Raw genomic sequence first — 17864 nt, forward strand, 5'->3', positions numbered from 1 at the left:
GCGCCGCGGGCCGAGGGGGCGGGTTCTCAGCCCCAGACCATCAGCGCGATCAACCCGACGCTGCCGACCAGCAGCCGCCACCAGCCGAACAGCGCGTAGCCGTTGCGCGAGACGTAATCGAGCAAATGGCGCACCACGAACAGCGCAGTCAGGAAGGCGGCAAGGAAGCCGACGCCGATGATCGGCAGGTCGGCTACCGAAAGGATGTCGCGGTTCTTGTAGAGATCGAAGGCAAAGGCGCCCGCCATGGTCGGCATGGCCAGGAAGAACGAGAATTCGGCGGCGGCGCGCTTCTCCACCCCCATCAGCAGCGAACCGACGATGGTGGCACCCGAGCGCGAGGTGCCGGGGATCATCGCCAGGCACTGGAACAGGCCGATCTTGAGATAGACAGAGAGCGGAAAATTGGTGACGTCACCATAGCGCGGCTTGAGATCGAGCCTGTCGAGGAACAGCAGCACGATGCCGCCGAGGATCAGCATGATGCAGATCAGCCGCGGCGATTCGAACAGCACCGTCTTGATGAAGTCGTGCGCCAACGCGCCGATCAGTGCCGCCGGCAGGAAGGCGATCAGGATGCCTGCGACGAAACGCTGCGTCTGCGGGTCGCGCGGCAGGTCGACCAGCATCCGCCACAACCGCGCCCAGTAGACCGACAGGATCGCCAGGATGGCGCCGAGCTGGATCAGGATCTCGAAGGTCTTGCCCGTCGAGTTGAAGCCGAGGAAATGCCCGGCCAGCAGGATGTGGCCGGTCGAGGAGACCGGGATGAATTCGGTGAGCCCCTCGAGCAGTCCGAGCAGCAGCGCGTCGATGATAGTCTGGCTTTCCATTCCGGTCCCCGCGGGATCGTTCATTCGCGATTGCTTGTCATGGGGCGGAACTCACCCTATAGGTCGGGTCGCCCGAGAGCCCGGTGCGCCGGGCCCAGAAGCTCTAGCGGCGCGGCAAGCGATTCGCCAGAGCGCCACCGATCACGAAATTTCGCAGGACCATGCTGACGCTTTTCCACCACCCGATGTTCGCCACATGCCGCTTCGTCCGCCTGGCGTTCGGCGAATATGGCGAGGAATTGGCCCTGATCGAAGAGAAGCCGTGGGCGCGGCGCAAGGAATTCCTGTCTCTCAATCCGGCGGGAACGCTGCCGGTGCTGCTGGCCGAAGGCGACGTTCCGATCGTCGGCGCGATGATCATCTCCGAATATATCGACGAGACCCGCGGCGTGCTGAAGCGGGAGCGCCGGCTGTTTGCCGAAGACCCGATGGAACGCGCCGAGATCCGCCGCCTGACCGACTGGTACCTGACCAAGACCGATAGCGAAGTGACCCGTCACCTGGTGCGCGAGCGCGTGCTGAAGCCGCACATGCCCGAATCGGCCGGCGGCGGTTCGCCCGATTCGGCGGCGATCCGCGCGGCCCGCGCCAATATCCGCCAGCACATGAAATACACCAACTGGCTGGCCGGCACGCGCCACTGGCTCGCCGGTACGCGCATCACCTATGCCGACCTTGCCGCGGCGGCCTCGCTGTCGGTGCTCGACTATCTCGGCGAAATCGACTGGCGCGAACATTCATCGGCGCGCGAATGGTACACCAGGGTCAAGTCGCGGCCATCCTTCCGGCCGCTGCTCGCCGACCGGGTACGCGGCCTGACCCCGGCATCGCATTATGCGGACCTCGATTTCTGATACGGCGCTGCGCCAGCTGATCGAGCGCGAGGCCCAACGCGCCGGCTTCGCCGCCGTCGCCGTCACGCGGCCCGACGCCATCCCGCTCGCCCCTGCCCGCCTCGCCCAGTTCGTCGAGGAAGGCCTGCATGGCTCGATGGGCTGGATGGCCGAGACGCTGGAGCGCCGCGCCGAACCTTCCGTGCTGTGGCCCGATGTGCGCTCGATCATCGTCCTGGCCATGAACTACGGCCCGGACAGCGACCCGCGCGAACTCCAGGCCGTTTCCGACCGTGCCGCGATCTCGGTCTATGCCCGCAACCGCGACTATCACGACGTCATGAAGGGCCGGCTGAAGGAGATCGCCGGCAAGATCGTCGCCCGCGCAGGCGGCGACGTGAAGGTGTTCGTCGACACCGCTCCGGTCATGGAAAAGCCCCTGGCCGAAGCGGCCGGACTCGGCTGGCAGGGCAAGCACACCAATCTGGTCAGCCGCGAATTCGGCTCCTGGCTGTTCCTCGGCACGATCTTCACCACCGCCGAACTTGCACCCGACGAGGCCGAGATCGACCATTGCGGTTCATGCCGCGCCTGCCTCGACGCCTGCCCGACCGATGCCTTCCCGGCGCCCTACAGGCTCGATGCCCGGCGCTGCATCTCCTACCTGACCATCGAGAACAAGGGTCCGATCCCGCTCGAATTCCGCGAAAAGATCGGCAACCGCATCTACGGCTGCGACGACTGTCTCGCCGCCTGCCCGTGGAACAAGTTCGCCCAGGCGGCTTCGGAAGCGAAGCTCGCCGCCCGCGACGACCTGCGCCAGCCGCGGCTTGCCCAACTGCTCCAGCTCGACGATGCCGACTTCCGCACCTTCTTCTCCGGCTCGCCGGTCAAGCGCATCGGCCGCGACCGTTTCGTCCGCAACGTGCTGATCGCCGCGGGCAATTCGGGCGACAGGTCGCTGATCGCGCCTTGCCAGGCTCTGCTCGGCGACGCTGTGCCGCTGGTCAGGGGCGCCGCCGTCTGGGCGCTGTCGCGGCTTGCCGGGCCGGAAGCCGTTTCGGCTCTTGCGCATCAGGCGCTGAAGGTCGAAACCGAAGACGACGTGATAGCCGAATGGCAGGCGGCCCTCACGCAGTCTGAACCCGCATGGACGCAGGCATGACCCAGCAGAACATCTTCATCTTCGGTGCCGGTTATTCGGGCAAGGCCTTCGCCCGGGACCGGCCGCAGGGCGTCCGCGTCTCCGGCACGACCCGCTCGGTCGAGAAAGTTGCCGGCCTCGAGGCCGCAGCCATCGAGCCGCTGTTGTTCGACGGGCATCTGACGTCCGAAATTCGCGCTAGGCTCGCCGAGACCACGCAGTTGGTGGTATCGGCAGCACCCGGCGCCGACGGCGACCCCGTGCTCGACGTCGCCCGCGACGCCATCCTCCACCACATGCCGGCGCTGCGCTGGATCGGCTATCTCTCGACCGTCGGCGTCTATGGCGACCATGGCGGCAAATGGATCGACGAGACCGCCGAATGCCGGCCCAAGCCGGGCCGCTCGCAGGCCCGGCTCGACGCCGAGCAGGCTTGGCACGAACTCGGCGAGGAGGTTGGCCGGCCGGTCGCGATCCTGCGCCTGTCGGGCATCTACGGCCCGGGACGCAACGCCTTCGTCAATCTCGAGAATGGCACCGCAAAACGCCTGATCAAGAAGGACCAGGTGTTCAACCGCATCCATGTCGACGACATCTCGGGTGCGCTCTGGCACCTGCTCGACGCCGACCGTGGCGGCATCTACAACGTCACCGATGACGAGCCGGCGCCGCCGCAGGATGTGGTGAGCTATGCCGCCGCGCTGATGGGCGTCGATGCGCCACCGGAAATTCCCTTCGAGACTGCCCAACTTTCGCCCATGGCACGGTCCTTCTATGGCGAGAACAAGCGTGTTGCCAACACCGAGATTCGGGCCACGGGATATGAGTTCCGCTTCCCGGACTACCGGGCCGCATTCGACCGGATGTGGGCCGACGGCAGCTGGCGCGGCGAAGGGGAAAGCGACAGGCGCAGTCCGATAAGGCAAGGCTGAGCGGGGTCGGTCGCACAACGAAATGACTGGGGTGCGGGCGCCGGAATTTACCATTCGGTAACCGTGGCAGCCCAAGCTGGCGGAGAGGACAAAACTCCATGACGGCATTTTTCAGCAGAATTCTGGGCAAGGCGGCGCGGCTCGCCATGGCGCTCGCCGCCCTTGGCATTGTCGGTCTCGACATGCAGGCCGCAAGTGCTGCGGAACTCGCCAAGGACCTGTTCGGCAACAAGAGGCTGCCGGCGGCGGTTGCCGCGCGCTCGTACGGATTCTACTCCAAGGGCTGCTTCTCCGGGGGACTGGCAATCGCCACCGACGGACCGACCTGGCAGGCCATGCGCCTGTCGCGCAACCGGCGCTGGGGCCATCCCAAGATGATCGCGCTGATCGAAAAGCTGTCGCGCGAGGCCACCGCCGACGGTTGGCCCGGCCTCCTGATCGGCGATATCTCGCAGCCGCGCGGCGGCCCGATGCTGACCGGTCACGCCTCGCACCAGATCGGCCTCGACGCCGACATCTGGCTCACGCCGATGCCGGACCGCAGGCTGTCGCCGACCGAGCGCGAGAACATGAGTGCGGTCTCGATGGTCAACGAAAAGACCCACCGCGTCATCGAAAAGCGCTGGACGCCGGCACATACGCGCCTGCTCGAACGCGCCGCCAGCTATCCGGAAGTCGAGCGCATCCTGGTCAATCCGGGCATCAAGCAGAAGCTCTGCGAAACAGTCACCGGCGATCGTTCGTGGTTGCGCAAGGTGCGGCCGTTCTGGGGCCACGACTACCATTTCCACGTCCGCATCGGCTGCCAGCCCGGCTCGAAAGGCTGCAAGGAGCAGGATCCGACGCCACGCGGCGACGGCTGCGACAAGTCGCTGGCCTGGTGGTTCACCGAAGAACCATGGCGCCCGGCCACCGGTCCTGAAAAGCCCAAGGCGCGCGACATCATGACGATGGCGAGCCTGCCCAAGGAATGCCGCGCCGTGCTCGACGCCCCCTCGCCCGTCAACGAGGCCGCCGTGACCTTCCACGGCAAGGGTGGCGCACCGACCGCGGTCGTGGCCGCTCCAGCACCTGAACAACCGGAAGTCGCGGACACGCCCGTCATCACCGATGACGGCACGCCGGCTGCGGCAAACGCCTTCGCGCCCCGGCCTTCGGTCGACATTCCGCTGCCGCGTCCGCGCCCGAAGACGCAGTAGGGACGGACTGCAACCTGCCGATCGGGCCGATGCCATGTCGCTTCCAAAAGCATGGAAATCGGTCTATGGATTTCAACCGATTTAATTCTACCGGATGAACTCGTGTGACCCCTGCATCGCGTCTCGCCCTGATCGCCCATGACGAGAAGAAGGACGACCTGGTCGCTTTCGCAGCCGACCATGTCGAGTTCCTGAAGACGTGCCACATCGTCGCCACCGGCACCACCGGGCAGCGCATCCTCGCGGCCTGCCCGGGGCTCAACCTGACGCCGCTGAAGAGCGGGCCGCTCGGCGGCGACCAGCAGATCGGCGCCCTGATCAGCGAGGGCAAGATCGACCAGTTGATTTTCTTCGTTGATCCGCTGACGCCGATGCCGCATGACGTCGACGTGAAGGCATTGATGCGGCTTGCCATCGTCTACGACATTCCCATGGCGTTGAACCGGGCGACGGCCGAGATCATGCTCGAGAATCAAGAGAACGGCTGAACGCCGACGCAGGGACGGAACCGGGAATGTCACATCAGAGCGACCAGGCACAGGCTCTCCCGTTCCCGATCCTGATCGGCGACATCGGCGGCACGAATGCGCGCTTCGCCATCGTCGAGAGCGCCGACAAGGATGCCGGCGAGCCGCGCATCGTCCAGACCGCCAGCTATGCCAACATCGACGACGCCATCCTCGCCGTGCTCGACGGCGCGCCGGTCAAGCCGCGCTCGGCAGTGCTTGCCGTCGCCGGCCCGGTCGAGGGCGACGAGATCGCGCTCACCAATTGCCCCTGGGTGGTGCGTCCCAAGCAGATGTTTGCAACCATCGGGCTGACCGACATCCTGGTGCTCAACGACTTCGAGGCCCAGGCGCTCGCGGTCGTGGCGCTGGGTGACGAGCACATGGAAAAGATCGGCCCCGGCGAGCCTGAAGAGGGCGCCGGGCGCGTCGTGCTCGGGCCGGGCACAGGCCTTGGCGTCGCCGGCCTGATCCATGCCCTGGGACGCTGGATTCCGGTGCCCGGTGAAGGCGGTCACATGGATATCGGCCCGCGTTCCGAGCGCGACTTCGAGGTCTTCCCGCATCTCGAAAAGCTCGAAGGCCGCATTTCGGGCGAGCAGATCCTGTGCGGCCGCGGGCTGGTCAACACCTACCGCGCCGTCGCCCTCGCCGACGGCAAGACGCCCACGCTCACCCAGCCGGCACAGGTCACGGCGGCGGCTCTCGCCGGCAGCGATCCCATCGCCGAGGAAGCGCTGTCGCTGTTCGTCACCTGCCTCGGCCGCACCGCCGGCGACCTGGCGCTGGTGTTCAAGAGCAAGGGCGGCGTCTTCCTGACAGGCGGCATCGCCCAGAAGATCGTGCCGGCGCTGAAGCAGGGCAATTTCCGCGAGGCCTTCGAGGACAAGGCGCCGCATCGCGAACTGATGGCCTCGATGCCTGTCTATGTCATCACCCACCCGCTCGCGGCGCTTGCCGGGCTTGCGGCCTACGCCCGCACCCCCTCCTTGTTCGGCATCGAAACCGGAGACCGGCGCTGGCGCGCCTAACCGCGGCCAAAAGGCGGTTTCCCCCGCCGGCGTCATGCTCTATGAGGGGCGCAGTTTTCGCGTAGCGACAGGACTACCTGTTTGACCACAGCCCAGATGGAAAAGGCCAAGGCCTCGCGCGGCGAGATCGTCGGCGTGATCCGGCGCGTCGCCGCCGAGAATGGCCGCGCCTACGCCTGGCAATACGGGCTCGCCGCGCTGTTCCTGCTCGTCATCGCCGGCACCACGGCCTTTACCGCCTGGATCATGCGCGACGTCATCGACGAAATCTTCTACCGCCAGCGCGCCGACCTCATCGCCTTGATCTCGCTGGCGATCCTCGCATCCTTCGCGCTGCGCGGCGTCGCCACCTATGGCCAGGCGGTCATCCTCGCCAAGATCGGTAACAATCTCGTCGCCCGCTACCAGCGCCGCATCTTCGACCACCTGATGAAGCTCGGCATGGACTTCTTCTCGGCCCAGCGGTCGTCCCAGCTCGTCGCGCAGATCAACCAGAATGTCGGCGGCGTGCGCGACCTGCTCAACATCACCGTCACCTCGATCGCCCGCGACGCGGTTTCGCTGGTCGCCCTCGTCGGCGTCATGGTCTACCAAGACCCGGTGCTGTCGATGATCGCCTTCCTGATCGGCCCGCCGCTGGTGCTCCTCGTCGGCCATCTGATGCGGCGGCTGCGCAGGCTCAACCGCGAGGCCATCCTGGTCAATTCGAGGCTGTTCGGCGCGGTGCAGGAAGCTGTTCAGGGCGTTGCCATCGTCAAGGCCTTCACCATGGAAGACCAGCTGTCAAAGCGGATGGACGCTCTGGTCAGCGACGTCGAGGCGCGCTCCAACAAGATCGCCCGCGTTTCGGAACGGCTGTCGCCGATCTCCGAAACGCTGGCCGGCGTCGTCGTTGCCACAGTCATCGCCTATGCCGGCTACCGCTCGACCATGGGCGCACAGCCGCCCGGCGCGGTCTTTTCCTTCATCACCGCGTTGTTGCTCGCCTACGACCCCGCCCGCCGCCTTGCCCGCACCCAGGTCGGGCTCGAGCGCGCGCTGGTCAATGCCCGCATGATCTACGAGATCCTCGACACTGAGCCGCGCCAGGAAGACACTCCCGATGCAGGCGCTCTCAAGGTCGGCAAGGGCGATATCCGCTTCGAAGCCGTCTCCTTCTCCTATGGGCCGGACATGCCGGTCCTGCATGAGCTGAGCTTCACCGCAGCCGGCGGCAAGACGACCGCAATCGTCGGCGCCTCGGGTGCCGGCAAGTCGACGCTGATCGCCCTGCTGCAGCGCTTCTACGACGTCGACGGCGGCCGCATCGAGATCGACGGCCAGGACATCGCCCACGTCACCAAGCGTTCGCTGCGCCAGTCGATCGCCTATGTCTCGCAGCACCCCTATTTGTTCGAAGGCACAATTGCCGACAATATCCGCTACGGCCGCGCCGGCGCCACGGACGACGAGATCCGTCTGGCAGCCGAGCAGGCCTTCGCCGACGAGTTCATCCGCCAGCAGCCCGATGGCTACGACACGCCGGTCGGCGAAAGCGGCGCCTCGCTTTCGGGCGGCCAGCGCCAGCGCATCTCCATCGCCCGGGCGCTCGTCCGCAAGGCGCCGATCTTGCTGCTCGACGAGGCGACCTCGGCGCTCGACAATGAATCCGAAGCGCGGGTACAGGCGGCACTTTCGACCGTCATGCAGGGGCGCACCACCATCGTCATCGCCCATCGGCTCTCGACCGTGGTCAGCGCCGACCATATCGTCGTGCTCGATCAGGGCCGGCTGGTCGAGCAAGGCACGCATGCGGACTTGATGGCCGATCCCAACAGCGTCTATGCCCGGTTCCACAATCTGCACGACGAAGCCGGGCTCGGACTGGTGGACGATACAGGCGAGACGAAAAAAGAGGAGCCGCAGCGCGCCAGCGCTGCCGCAGGGAGCTTGCGATGAGCGACATGGGTCTGGTTGTGGTCGGCGCCGCCGGCCGGATGGGTCAGGTGCTGCTACGCACCGTACACACGATGGAGGGCGTCCGCGTCGTCGGCGCCATCGAGCGCAGCGGCTCGCCCTATCTCGGCAAGGATGCCGGCGAGCTCGCGGGCATCGGCACCATCAATGTCGCGATATCAGACGACCCGCTGGCGGCCTTCGCCAAGGCTGACGGCGTGCTCGACTTCACCGCACCGGCGGCGACCGTCGAATTCGCCGGCTATGCCGCCCAGGCGCGCATCGCCCACATCATCGGCACCACCGGCTGCGCGGCCGAAGACGATGCCAGGATCGCCGCTGCCGCGCGCCATGCCACCATCGTCAAGTCCGGCAACATGAGCCTCGGCGTCAACCTGCTCGCCGTCCTGGTCGAAAAGGCGGCGCAGGCGCTCGGGCCCAGCGACTTCGACATCGAGGTGCTGGAAATGCATCACCGCCACAAGGTCGACGCGCCTTCGGGTACGGCCCTGCTTCTCGGCGAGGCCGCAGCCGAAGGCCGCAAGATCGCGCTGGCCGAGAAGAGCGTGCGCGTGCGTGACGGCCATACCGGCGTGCGCGAGGCGGGCTCCATCGGCTTTGCCACGCTGCGCGGCGGCTCGGTTGTCGGCGACCATTCCGTCATCCTCGCCGGCACCGGCGAACGCATCACCATGTCGCATCAGGCCGAGGATCGCACGATCTTCGCCCGCGGTGCGGTCAAGGCAGCGCTGTGGGCGCATGGCCGCAAGCCCGGCCTCTATTCGATGCGCGACGTGCTTGGCTTGTAGATCAATCCATCGTCCTCACCCACCTCAAGGGAGCTAAAATGTCCGGTACTCTCGTGCTCGTCCGTCACGGCCAGAGCGAATGGAACCTGAAGAACCTGTTCACCGGCTGGCGCGACGTCGACCTGACCGAGCAAGGCACCGCCGAAGCCAAGGCCGCCGGACAGAAGCTCAGGGCGCGCGGCCTGAAATTCGACATCGCCTTCACCTCGGCGCTGATGCGCGCGCAGAAGACCTGCCAGCACATTCTCGACGCCACCGGCCAGAGCGACCTCAAGACGATCCGCAACCAGGCGCTCAACGAGCGCGACTACGGCGACCTCAACGGCCTCAACAAGGACGATGCCCGCGCCAAGTGGGGCGAGGAACAAGTCCACGTCTGGCGCCGCTCCTACGACACCCCGCCGCCCGGCGGCGAAAGCTTGAAGGACACCGGCGCGCGCGTCTGGCCCTACTACATGCACGACATGCAGCCGCATGTGCTCTCCGGCGGCACGGTGCTGGTCGCAGCGCATGGCAATTCGCTGCGCGCGCTGATCATGGCGCTCGAAGGCATTTCGGGCCCGGACATCGTCAAGCTCGAACTCGGAACCGGCGTGCCGATCGTCTACAAGCTCAACGCCGATTCGACCGTCGCTTCCAAGGAAGTGCTGGCCTGAGCCGACACGGGAGCCGCCGATTCGCGCCTCCCACCCCTTTGCCGGCTGCGCCGCGCTGCCTGCCGCAACGTCATGCGGCACGCCAAACGCGACAATTCCGGCCTGTCGCAGCATTCGTCGGCAAAAGCTGAAAAAGCGCGTTGACACAGTCGCTTCGCCCGCTTACATCAGCGCCCACCAGCCCAGATGGCGGAATTGGTAGACGCGCACGGTTCAGGTCCGTGTGCCGCGAGGCGTGGAGGTTCGAGTCCTCTTCTGGGCACCATCATCCGGACTACCAACCGGATGAACCAGTCGGTCGATGCGTCGACCGACAATGATCTTTCCTTCACAATCGCTCTGCCGCGCCGGACCGCTCGGCTAGTCGACACACCCTCTGGGGTGTCTAGAACCTGGAGCCGTGCCGCAGATGAGCGGCCCCCATGGGCAGGTATAGGCCAGTTGCAGGCCGGCATCATCTCAATACGCCTAGTACTACATACCGCGTGCCAAGTTGGCATCCGGCCATTATTTGTTTTGTTACCAATTCAACTTACCGTTGCTACCGAATAGTTGGGGGGAGTAGCGCGGTGGCCGATCCAAAATACCTGTCCGGGCAGCGCCAGGTCGCGCTTTCGGTGGTTGTGCCCTGTTACAATGAAATCGACGGCATTGGAGAGCTCTACAGGCGCGTTTCCGCATCCTGCCAGGCACAGGCAGGCCAGTCCTATGAGATCGTACTCGTCAACGACGGGTCGACCGACGGCACCCGTGACGCGATCTTCAACTTGGCGGCACGTGACAGTCACATCGTCGGGATAGACCTTGCCCGCAACTATGGCCACCAGATCGCGCTCAGCGCCGGCCTGGAATTCTGCTGCGGCAGGCGCATCCTCATCCTCGACGCCGATCTCCAGGATCCGCCGGAACTGCTCGGCGGGTTGATGGCTAAGATGGACGAGGGCTTCGACGTCGTCTACGGCCAGCGCCAGGTGCGCGAGGGCGAGGGCTGGTTCAAGCTCGCCACTGCCTCGATCTTCTATCGTTTGCTGCGCCGGATGGTCGATGTCGACATCGCCGCCGATACTGGCGATTTCCGGCTGATGAGCCGCCGCGCGCTCGATCACCTCAATGCGATGCCCGAGCGCTACCGCTTCATCCGCGGCATGGTGAGCTGGATCGGGCTGAAACAGGTCGCCTTCCCCTACCAGCGCCAACGCCGCTTTGCCGGCACCACCCATTACCCGCTGCGCAAGATGATCCTGCTGGCAATCGACGCCATGACGAGCTTTTCCGTCGCACCCCTGCGCTTTGCGTCGCATCTGGGCATGGCCTTCGGCGTGCTCGGCCTGCTCACGCTCGGCCACACCCTCTATTCGTGGTTGATGGGCAGCGTCCTGCCCGGCTGGACCAGCCTTGCTGCCATCGTGCTCATCCTCGGCAGCGTGCAACTGCTGGTGCTCGGCATCTTCGGCGAGTATCTCGGCCGGATGTACATGGAGACGAAGCGGCGGCCGCTCTACATCGTCAACGAGGTCATCTCGGGCGAAGTCGCCGATGAACAAGACGTGGGCGCTCGCAATCTTCAACAACTGGTCAAGGAAGCGCTCCGTGCCTGAGACCGGCCGGCACGCCGCCACAGATCTTCTTTTCGGAGCGCAGCATAGTGTCCACCCGATCGAAACCGCTGTTTGAACTGCAGCGTGTCCTCAGATACGGGGCCGTTGGTCTGCTGAACACGGCACTCGGATTCGGCATCATATTGGCATTGCTGAAGCTTGGCTTCGGCGATTTCATGGCGAATGTCACTGGCTTCGCAGCAGGTCTGCTTCTGAGCTTCGTCCTCAACAGCCTTTGGACATTCGATCGGACGGCCGGATATCAGCCGGGTGTGGTGTGGAGATATGCGATCAGCTTTGCCATCGCCTATGCGGCGAACCTTGCCGTCGTGATGGCGGCACGGGCTGGTGGCATTGTCGACAACCCATTGACCCACCTCGCCGGCATCGGCGTCTATTCGATCACCTTCTACCTCGGATCCGCACATTTCGTGTTCGTTCCACGCTCGGGATTACAGAGCAAGGAACGCCGAGACTACACGCTCTCGACAGAGCGTTGGCCGGAAGCAGCCATCTTGCTGGGCTTGTTGGCTGCCTATCTGATGCTCCGGAACATCGCAGTTTCCCTCGACGTGGTATGGCAGATGTGGATCGCCCGCCAAATGCTTGGCGGCGCCGTGCTGTACAGGGATATCCTGGAACTGAACCCACCTCTGTGGTTCTGGATGGCCATTCCAGTGGAATGGACCGCGCAGGCACTCGACATCCCGTCGGTGCAGGCCATTGTCGCGGCGGTGTTTCTCCTCATTGCGGCTGCACTTGCGTTGTTGTCCATCCTCCTGACGGACACATCCCCCGCGACGCGCGCAACTCTGCTTGTCACCGCATTTCTTGCACTGGTCATAATTCCCATTCAGGAATTTGCACAACGCGAGCACTTGGCAGCTATCGGCGCCATCCCCTACCTGGCTTTGATTGCTAGGCGCGCCGACAACCTCCCCACGGACTGGAAGGTTGCTGCCGCTACCGGACTGTTGGCGGCATCTGGCTTTGCCTTGAAACACTATTTCGTGCTGGTGCCGCTGCTGCTCGAGCTCTGGCTCATCTACAGGCTGCGGCGAAACTGGACGCCCGTTCGTGCCGAAACCGTGATTCTGTCGGCCGGCGCCGCCAGCTATGGTGTCGCCGTCGTCCTGCTTGCGCCGGATTTCCTGACGACCATGGTGCCGATGGTGAGCATCGCCTATGACGGCTATGAGGTATCTTTTCTCAAGCAGTTCCTGCGGCCGTTCATAGCCGTCTGGGCGCTGTCGGGCATTGTGTTGTGGCAGCAAAGGAGCACGCTGCCTTCGCTGACATTCGCGTCCGCGCTGGCTGCGCTGGCCTTCAGCTTCGCCTATTTCGCGCAGCAGAAAGGCTGGCGGTACCATTCGGTTCCGACGACTGCGCTGTTGTTCTTCGCCGTCGCCCCTCTCTGGCAGAAGCACCGCTGGAGGAGTGTTACGCTCCCTGCAAACGCCGCTCTCGTCGTCTGCACCCTCCTCCCCTTGATCGTCAGCCTCGCCGCCGGTCCCTACAAGAATGTCACCGAGGCCACCGTTCGTGACCTGCTGCGCGACAGCAGGCCCGGAACGGCAACAATGATGCTGACGGCACATCCGACCAACTTCTGGCCCACGGTGGAGAAGGCCGGACTCAAATGGCCATCGCGCTATTTCGCCTTCTGGATGGTGCTTGCCATGTCCGAACACGAAAAAAAATACGGCAGCCTGACGCCGGAACTCGCCGCCCTGGCAAACGACATTCGGCGCCAGACCGTCGAGGACCTTCGGTGCAATGTGCCTGATATCATCTTGGTGGACGACTTCCGCCTGTCGAAATCTCCCGGCTTCGACATCCTGGAATTCTTCAGGAAGGACAAGGACTTCGAGCGCCTTTTCGCCAACTACTCCCTAGACAGGAAAAGCGTGATCTACACGTCTTACAAGAAAGCTGCTGATTGGCAGCCGGAGCGTCCGGTGGGCTGCCGAACCATCCATTAGCATGCAATCGGCTTTTCCGCCCCGGCCTAAATACAGGCCTTGAGCCATCCCGATCGAGCGCCACGCGCATTTGGCACTGGCCTGCTACCCGCAGTCTCTCCCTCGATCATCGTCCGAATGGTCGGCTTCCAGCCGGCCCATGGTCGGTGATAATATCAGGTTGCGCTAATACGTTCGCACAACCTGTTGAGGAGCACGCCGATGCTGCGCTTTGCCCTTTTCGCCGGTGCCCTGGCCCTTGCTGCCGGTACTGCAGCCAGGGCTGAAGACAAACCCCAAGCCGCGCCGAGCGTGCTCGAAGGCGTCACCGTCGCGGAACTCCAGGAGATCATGACCAAGGCCGGATATCAGGCCAAAGTCGGCACCGACAGCGACAACCTGCCTGTCATCGATTCCAAGGCCTCCGGCATGAATTTCTGGGTCTATTTCTACAATTGCGAGGGCGAACCGCAGAAATGCCGGCGGGTGCAGTTCCAGAGCAGCTTCAAGACCGACAAGGCGATGCAGGACAAAGCGCTCGAATGGAACAACAAGAAGGTCGCCGGCCGCGCCTCCAACGAAAAGGACAATACCTATTTCGACTATCTGATCGATTGCGGCGGCGGCGTCTCGTCCGGCAACCTGTCGCAAAACCTCGAGCGTTTCGACACGCTGATGGCAGAGTTCACCGCCTATATCGGCTGGCGCTGAACAGCGCGGCCTCCAGTCTCGCGAACTCATGCAAAGGGCACCCATCGGCGCCCTTTGCATAGGTGAGCTTCGGGCCCGTTGTCAGTTGCCGGGCCTTCGCGCGTCGAGCTGCCTTGCTCAAGCCTCGAGGTTGCGGTTGCGGTCCTGCCAGAGTTCCAGAACTGCCAGCACCGCCACTGCGATGCCGAGGCCGACATGCCAGTTGCGCAGCACGCCGCCATATCCGAAGACGAAGGGCTGCACCACCATCCAGACGCCGCAGAACAGCGACAGGATTTCCTCCCAGCGCCGCAGGAAGATCTGCTCCAGTCCGGAAAGCACGACGATCGCGGCGCCGACGAGTGCGGTCACCGCCATCATGGTCGGCATGCCGGTTTCGCCGAACCACATCGGCGACACGATGATCGCGGCGCCGAGGATCATCGAAGCGATGTCCTCCCAGCGCCGATGTTGCGACAGTCCCAGGGGACCCATTACATTGAGCGTTGCCATGATCAAAATCCTCTCAGGCTACATTTGAGTTCTGCTCAAACGCCCGTGAGGACCAAGTGCGTGGTTGTCGAACTCCTCAGTCGGGCGTTCTTCGCACTGGCGCCATTATCTCAAAAAAGTGCAACAAGTTCAATGGATCCGGTTCCGGCGGACGATCACACTGGCGACATCGAAGCTACTCGCCGGTCACCTTCGCATAGAGCCGCGACCGCGACCCGAGCAAGCCGAGTATCCGGCCTGCCGACCAACCGGACGCACGCGCCAGGGCAAGTACCCCAGGGCCACCGCGGATCGGCACCGCAAGTGCGGTGGCGGCAGTGGCAAGCAGCCTGTAGGCGAGCAGCGGCACAAGCGACGCTGCCCTCCTGTCGCCGCCCCTTCGCTTGCGGGTGAACGACGCCAGCGATTGATCGCGGGCGCGCCTGAACTGATAGGAAAAGGTCAGGCGTGAAGGCGGCATCGTTTCGTAGACCATGGCCCGGTCAGCCCAGGATTTCGTCAGTCCAAGGCGCGTGACCTCGTGGTCGAATGCCGCGTCGCTGCCACCCGACATCGGATCGCGCTCGTCGAACCGCAGCCTGTGGACCACGAACAGGTCGCGGTGTGCGAGCCAGTTGTTGGTCACGACGGTGATCCGATCCGCCCTGCCCGCCGCGTTCTGGCACCGGGCAACGACCGCCTTGTGGCGGAACCGCTGCTGGACGCCGCGCATGATCGCCTTGCGCCACCGCGACAGCGGAACCGCGGGCGGCTGCGCCTCCACCGGGCCGCCGATGAGTAGCGCCCGGCTGCGGCGATATTCGGCGACAAGTTCGACAAGCCAATCCTTGGCGACGCGCTCGTCGTCGTCGACGAAGGCGACAAGATCGGCCCCGGATTCGAGCGCATGCTCGACCGCACGATTGCGCGCGAAAGGAATGCCGATGGACGGCTCGAGCCGATAGTCGAGGTTCAGGCCCCCGGCAGCGCCAAGCACGATATCGCGACAATCGGGCTGAGCCGCATTCTCGACCACGACGAAGCTGACGTCGGTGAGGGGAGGCATCTCACAAGCAGACCATGAGGCGAGAAGCTGCTTGAGCATGACTGGTCGTTGCCGGGTGATGGCAGCAACACAGAGCCGCAGACGCGGCATCGAATTCGAGGACATGGCCCTTGCTCCGCATTCGGATTTGCGTCGCCAGGGCAGCGGCAACAGGTCTCAAGTGCGGGGGCGGCTCCCGTTTCCCACAATCATACATCTATTGCAAGTAGAAATTTTTATGCGATACAACCCGATTTAATCAGGCAGGCTTGAGTGGCCGAAGCAAACCGCGCGAGTGTTCCATGAGACCGATCCTGTCCTATTGCATCCCCGTCCAGGACCGGGCGGCCGACCTCAGGCTGACGCTGCGGCAAAATCTCGACCAGAACCGCCAGTTCGAAACGCTGGTGGAATTCGTCGTCGCCAATTTCGACACGGACGACGAACTGGATTGCTGGCTGCGCGAGACCTTTGTCGCGGAAATCGCGTCCGGGTACCTGAAGCCAAGGCGGGTCGGGCACCTGGATCCATGGCATTTCGGCCGGGCCAAAAACGTGTTCCGCGACCATATCGAGGGCGCGATCTATTCCAGCCTTGACGCCGACAACTTCGTCTCGCCGGCAGAGACGCAGCAAATCCTGGACCTGCATGCCGAGCATGGCCGCAAGATGCTGATCCATCATTTCAGCGGCAACTGGGGCGACGGCACCTGCGGCAGGGTCACGCTGCCGGCCGATCTTTATCGTTCCGTTGGATATGACGAAAGGGCGTTGCCGCGCCAGTTCGACGAGATGGACCTCATCCTCTCCGCGCTGCGGGCCGACCGCGACCTCACCTACATCTCGCATTTCCCCGGCGGCGCGCTGCAGAAGTCGAAGGCCACTGCCAACTTCATGCTCGGCGAAGGTATCACAGTGAAAAACCTTGTGGTCGACGACTTGCGCACCACCAAGCCGCTCAACCCAAGGAACAAGGGCTATGCCGACGACTGCGGGCTTCTCGGCGCCATGCAACACTTCAACCGCGCATCAAGTTTTGCCAGGAATGCCAGCAAGGCCGACAACAAGGAGCGCTATTTTGCCGACGCGATGCAGGCAGTGCACGTAGCCATCGCCGCACAAGGTCCGGCAGAGGCCTTACGGTGCTTTTTCGAGGAGCCGGGCCGGCCCCTTCCCCAACTCGACGACGGCAAGGTGCCGGTCTTTGCCTGCGTGAAGGACGACACGTTCGTGCTCGAGGAGTGGTACAGGCATTACAGCCGCATCGGCTGTGGACCGTTCTTCATCATCGACGACCGCTCGGCGGTGCCGGTGGCCGAAACCCTGCCTTATCGCGACGTCCTTACCCTGGCGCCGAGGGTGGGCCACTATCGAACCTGCAAGAACGCGTGGCTGATGGCCGCCATGAAGGCCGTGCTGCCGCAAGGTCGATGGGCACTCACCATCGACGCCGACGAATTCGTCGATGTCCCGTCTGCGCTCGGCGGCACCATGGGCGACGTGGTCTTGGCAGCATCGGCCGCCGGCCGGTCCTGGGTGCCGGGTGTGCTCGTCGACATGCTGCCGGCAGCTTCCGGCCTGGCCAACGGCCCGGCACATGCCTCATTCCTGCATGAGTTCGATCGCCATCTGCTCGATGGAAGGGGCGACAGCACCGCCTACCGCGCCAACAAGTCGGTGCGCTGGGCCTTCGGCAAACGATGGCGCGCCAGCTATTGCATCGATGCGCGCTATCGCATCGCCGGCACGGTGGACGTGCTGCGCAAGGTTCCGCTGGTGAGGTACCGCCAGGACATCAAGGTCCATCACGGCTTCCACGATCTCGGCTACTCCGACCAGCCGAGGGTTCGCTCCGACGCCTGGCGCAGCCCGCTGCTGCTGCCGATGCGCCACTACAAGCTGGTGAAGCTTTTCGATGCGGCAGAGCGCCGGCGCATGGCCGAGCACGTGCAATTGTCCTTCGTCCACGACCGCAAGACGACCGCCAACCTGCGCACGCTCGTCGCCGGAGACCGGTCGACGGCCTGGGAGAAGCTCCAGGCGCTCGATACCGTCGAATACGACCCAAACCTGTTCTCCGACCCGGAATTCTTCCGTGCGGTGCCGGGCATGACAAGCGCAATGGGCTGTTTCCTGCGGCGGGGTATCAGGGCGATGCGCGGCACAGGCGAGGCACGACGCACAAAATAGATCACGGCGGC

General features: G+C 64.3%; 16 protein-coding genes and 1 tRNA gene. 14 read left to right on the plus strand and 3 right to left on the minus strand.

Annotation, left to right across the window (positions count from 1 at the left end):
* Window positions 1-26: 26 nt before the first annotated feature.
* Window positions 27-833 (minus strand): undecaprenyl-diphosphate phosphatase, encoded by an 807-nt coding sequence (locus tag CO731_RS03950; RefSeq protein WP_108606035.1) that lies wholly within the window; start codon window positions 831-833, stop codon window positions 27-29.
* A 161-nt stretch (window positions 834-994) separates the two neighbouring features.
* On the opposite strand from CO731_RS03950, the gene CO731_RS03955 reads away from it, so the two are divergent.
* The 13 genes from CO731_RS03955 to CO731_RS04015 all read left to right on the plus strand — a co-directional run bounded on the left by CO731_RS03955 (window position 995) and on the right by CO731_RS04015 (window position 14148).
* Entirely contained in the window at window positions 995-1687 is a 693-nt protein-coding gene (locus CO731_RS03955; RefSeq protein ID WP_108606036.1) for a glutathione S-transferase family protein, read from the plus strand.
* Window positions 1668-2831 carry a tRNA epoxyqueuosine(34) reductase QueG gene (gene queG, locus CO731_RS03960; protein ID WP_108606037.1) on the plus strand — a complete coding sequence of 388 codons (1164 nt, stop codon included), beginning with the start codon at window positions 1668-1670 and terminating at the stop codon, window positions 2829-2831. The genes CO731_RS03955 and queG overlap by 20 nt, the downstream gene beginning before the upstream one ends.
* Window positions 2828-3742 (plus strand): SDR family oxidoreductase, encoded by a 915-nt coding sequence (locus CO731_RS03965; protein ID WP_108609614.1) that lies wholly within the window; start codon window positions 2828-2830, stop codon window positions 3740-3742. Before queG ends, CO731_RS03965 begins: the two co-directional genes overlap by 4 nt.
* 98 nt (window positions 3743-3840) lie before the next feature.
* Window positions 3841-4941 (plus strand): penicillin-insensitive murein endopeptidase, encoded by a 1101-nt coding sequence (gene mepA / locus CO731_RS03970; protein ID WP_108606038.1) that lies wholly within the window; start codon window positions 3841-3843, stop codon window positions 4939-4941.
* Window positions 4942-5045: 104 nt separating this feature from the next.
* Window positions 5046-5429: a methylglyoxal synthase gene (locus CO731_RS03975; RefSeq protein WP_108606039.1), complete on the plus strand. Its 384-nt coding sequence runs from the start codon at window positions 5046-5048 to the stop codon at window positions 5427-5429.
* 26 nt (window positions 5430-5455) lie between these two features.
* Entirely contained in the window at window positions 5456-6478 is a 1023-nt protein-coding gene (locus tag CO731_RS03980) for a glucokinase (protein WP_108606040.1), read from the plus strand.
* 96 nt (window positions 6479-6574) lie between these two features.
* The gene (locus CO731_RS03985; RefSeq protein WP_108606041.1) at window positions 6575-8416 is read left to right on the plus strand and encodes an ABC transporter ATP-binding protein; all 1842 of its coding nucleotides are present in this window, start codon (window positions 6575-6577) and stop codon (window positions 8414-8416) included.
* Complete coding sequence (gene dapB, locus CO731_RS03990; RefSeq protein ID WP_108606042.1) at window positions 8413-9222, plus strand: 4-hydroxy-tetrahydrodipicolinate reductase; 810 nt, start codon at window positions 8413-8415, stop codon at window positions 9220-9222. Before CO731_RS03985 ends, dapB begins: the two co-directional genes overlap by 4 nt.
* Before the next feature lie 38 nt (window positions 9223-9260).
* Complete coding sequence (locus tag CO731_RS03995) at window positions 9261-9878, plus strand: 2,3-bisphosphoglycerate-dependent phosphoglycerate mutase (RefSeq protein WP_108606043.1); 618 nt, start codon at window positions 9261-9263, stop codon at window positions 9876-9878.
* Window positions 9879-10058: 180 nt separating this feature from the next.
* Window positions 10059-10143 (plus strand) — tRNA-Leu (locus CO731_RS04000).
* A gap of 304 nt (window positions 10144-10447) precedes the next feature.
* Window positions 10448-11476, plus strand: a complete 1029-nt coding sequence (locus CO731_RS04005; RefSeq protein ID WP_199914555.1) for a glycosyltransferase family 2 protein — start codon at window positions 10448-10450, stop codon at window positions 11474-11476.
* A gap of 47 nt (window positions 11477-11523) precedes the next feature.
* Window positions 11524-13458, plus strand: coding sequence for a GtrA family protein (locus tag CO731_RS04010; protein WP_108606045.1), 1935 nt, complete (start codon window positions 11524-11526; stop codon window positions 13456-13458).
* A 201-nt stretch (window positions 13459-13659) separates the two neighbouring features.
* Window positions 13660-14148, plus strand: a complete 489-nt coding sequence (locus CO731_RS04015) for a YbjN domain-containing protein (protein WP_108606046.1) — start codon at window positions 13660-13662, stop codon at window positions 14146-14148.
* A 117-nt stretch (window positions 14149-14265) separates the two neighbouring features.
* Here CO731_RS04015 and CO731_RS04020 read toward each other — a convergent pair whose 3' ends face one another.
* On the minus strand, window positions 14266-14640 hold the full coding sequence (locus CO731_RS04020; protein ID WP_183263272.1) for a hypothetical protein: 375 nt from the start codon (window positions 14638-14640) through the stop codon (window positions 14266-14268).
* Window positions 14641-14815: 175 nt separating this feature from the next.
* Window positions 14816-15790, minus strand: coding sequence for a glycosyltransferase family A protein (locus CO731_RS04025; protein WP_108606048.1), 975 nt, complete (start codon window positions 15788-15790; stop codon window positions 14816-14818).
* 176 nt (window positions 15791-15966) lie between these two features.
* Between CO731_RS04025 and CO731_RS04030 the strand changes: the two genes are divergently transcribed.
* Window positions 15967-17853 carry a glycosyltransferase family 2 protein gene (locus tag CO731_RS04030; protein ID WP_108606049.1) on the plus strand — a complete coding sequence of 629 codons (1887 nt, stop codon included), beginning with the start codon at window positions 15967-15969 and terminating at the stop codon, window positions 17851-17853.
* The last annotated feature ends 11 nt before the right edge of the window (window positions 17854-17864 follow it).

It is taken from the genome of Aminobacter sp. MSH1 (assembly GCF_003071665.1).
Taxonomy (GTDB): domain Bacteria; phylum Pseudomonadota; class Alphaproteobacteria; order Rhizobiales; family Rhizobiaceae; genus Aminobacter; species Aminobacter niigataensis.

Bases quoted from the DNA above. Each gene is read 5' to 3' on its own strand.
- CO731_RS03950 (WP_108606035.1), bottom strand. From the start codon at position 833: ATGGAAAGCCAGACTATCATCGACGCGCTGCTGCTCGGACTGCTCGAG.
- CO731_RS03955 (WP_108606036.1), top strand. From the start codon at position 995: ATGCTGACGCTTTTCCACCACCCGATGTTCGCCACATGCCGCTTCGTC.
- queG (WP_108606037.1), top strand. From the start codon at position 1,668: ATGCGGACCTCGATTTCTGATACGGCGCTGCGCCAGCTGATCGAGCGC.
- CO731_RS03965 (WP_108609614.1), top strand. From the start codon at position 2,828: ATGACCCAGCAGAACATCTTCATCTTCGGTGCCGGTTATTCGGGCAAG.
- mepA (WP_108606038.1), top strand. From the start codon at position 3,841: ATGACGGCATTTTTCAGCAGAATTCTGGGCAAGGCGGCGCGGCTCGCC.
- CO731_RS03980 (WP_108606040.1), top strand. From the start codon at position 5,456: ATGTCACATCAGAGCGACCAGGCACAGGCTCTCCCGTTCCCGATCCTG.
- CO731_RS03985 (WP_108606041.1), top strand. From the start codon at position 6,575: ATGGAAAAGGCCAAGGCCTCGCGCGGCGAGATCGTCGGCGTGATCCGG.
- dapB (WP_108606042.1), top strand. From the start codon at position 8,413: ATGAGCGACATGGGTCTGGTTGTGGTCGGCGCCGCCGGCCGGATGGGT.
- CO731_RS03995 (WP_108606043.1), top strand. From the start codon at position 9,261: ATGTCCGGTACTCTCGTGCTCGTCCGTCACGGCCAGAGCGAATGGAAC.
- CO731_RS04015 (WP_108606046.1), top strand. From the start codon at position 13,660: ATGCTGCGCTTTGCCCTTTTCGCCGGTGCCCTGGCCCTTGCTGCCGGT.
- CO731_RS04020 (WP_183263272.1), bottom strand. From the start codon at position 14,640: ATGGCAACGCTCAATGTAATGGGTCCCCTGGGACTGTCGCAACATCGG.
- CO731_RS04025 (WP_108606048.1), bottom strand. From the start codon at position 15,790: ATGTCCTCGAATTCGATGCCGCGTCTGCGGCTCTGTGTTGCTGCCATC.
- CO731_RS04030 (WP_108606049.1), top strand. From the start codon at position 15,967: ATGAGACCGATCCTGTCCTATTGCATCCCCGTCCAGGACCGGGCGGCC.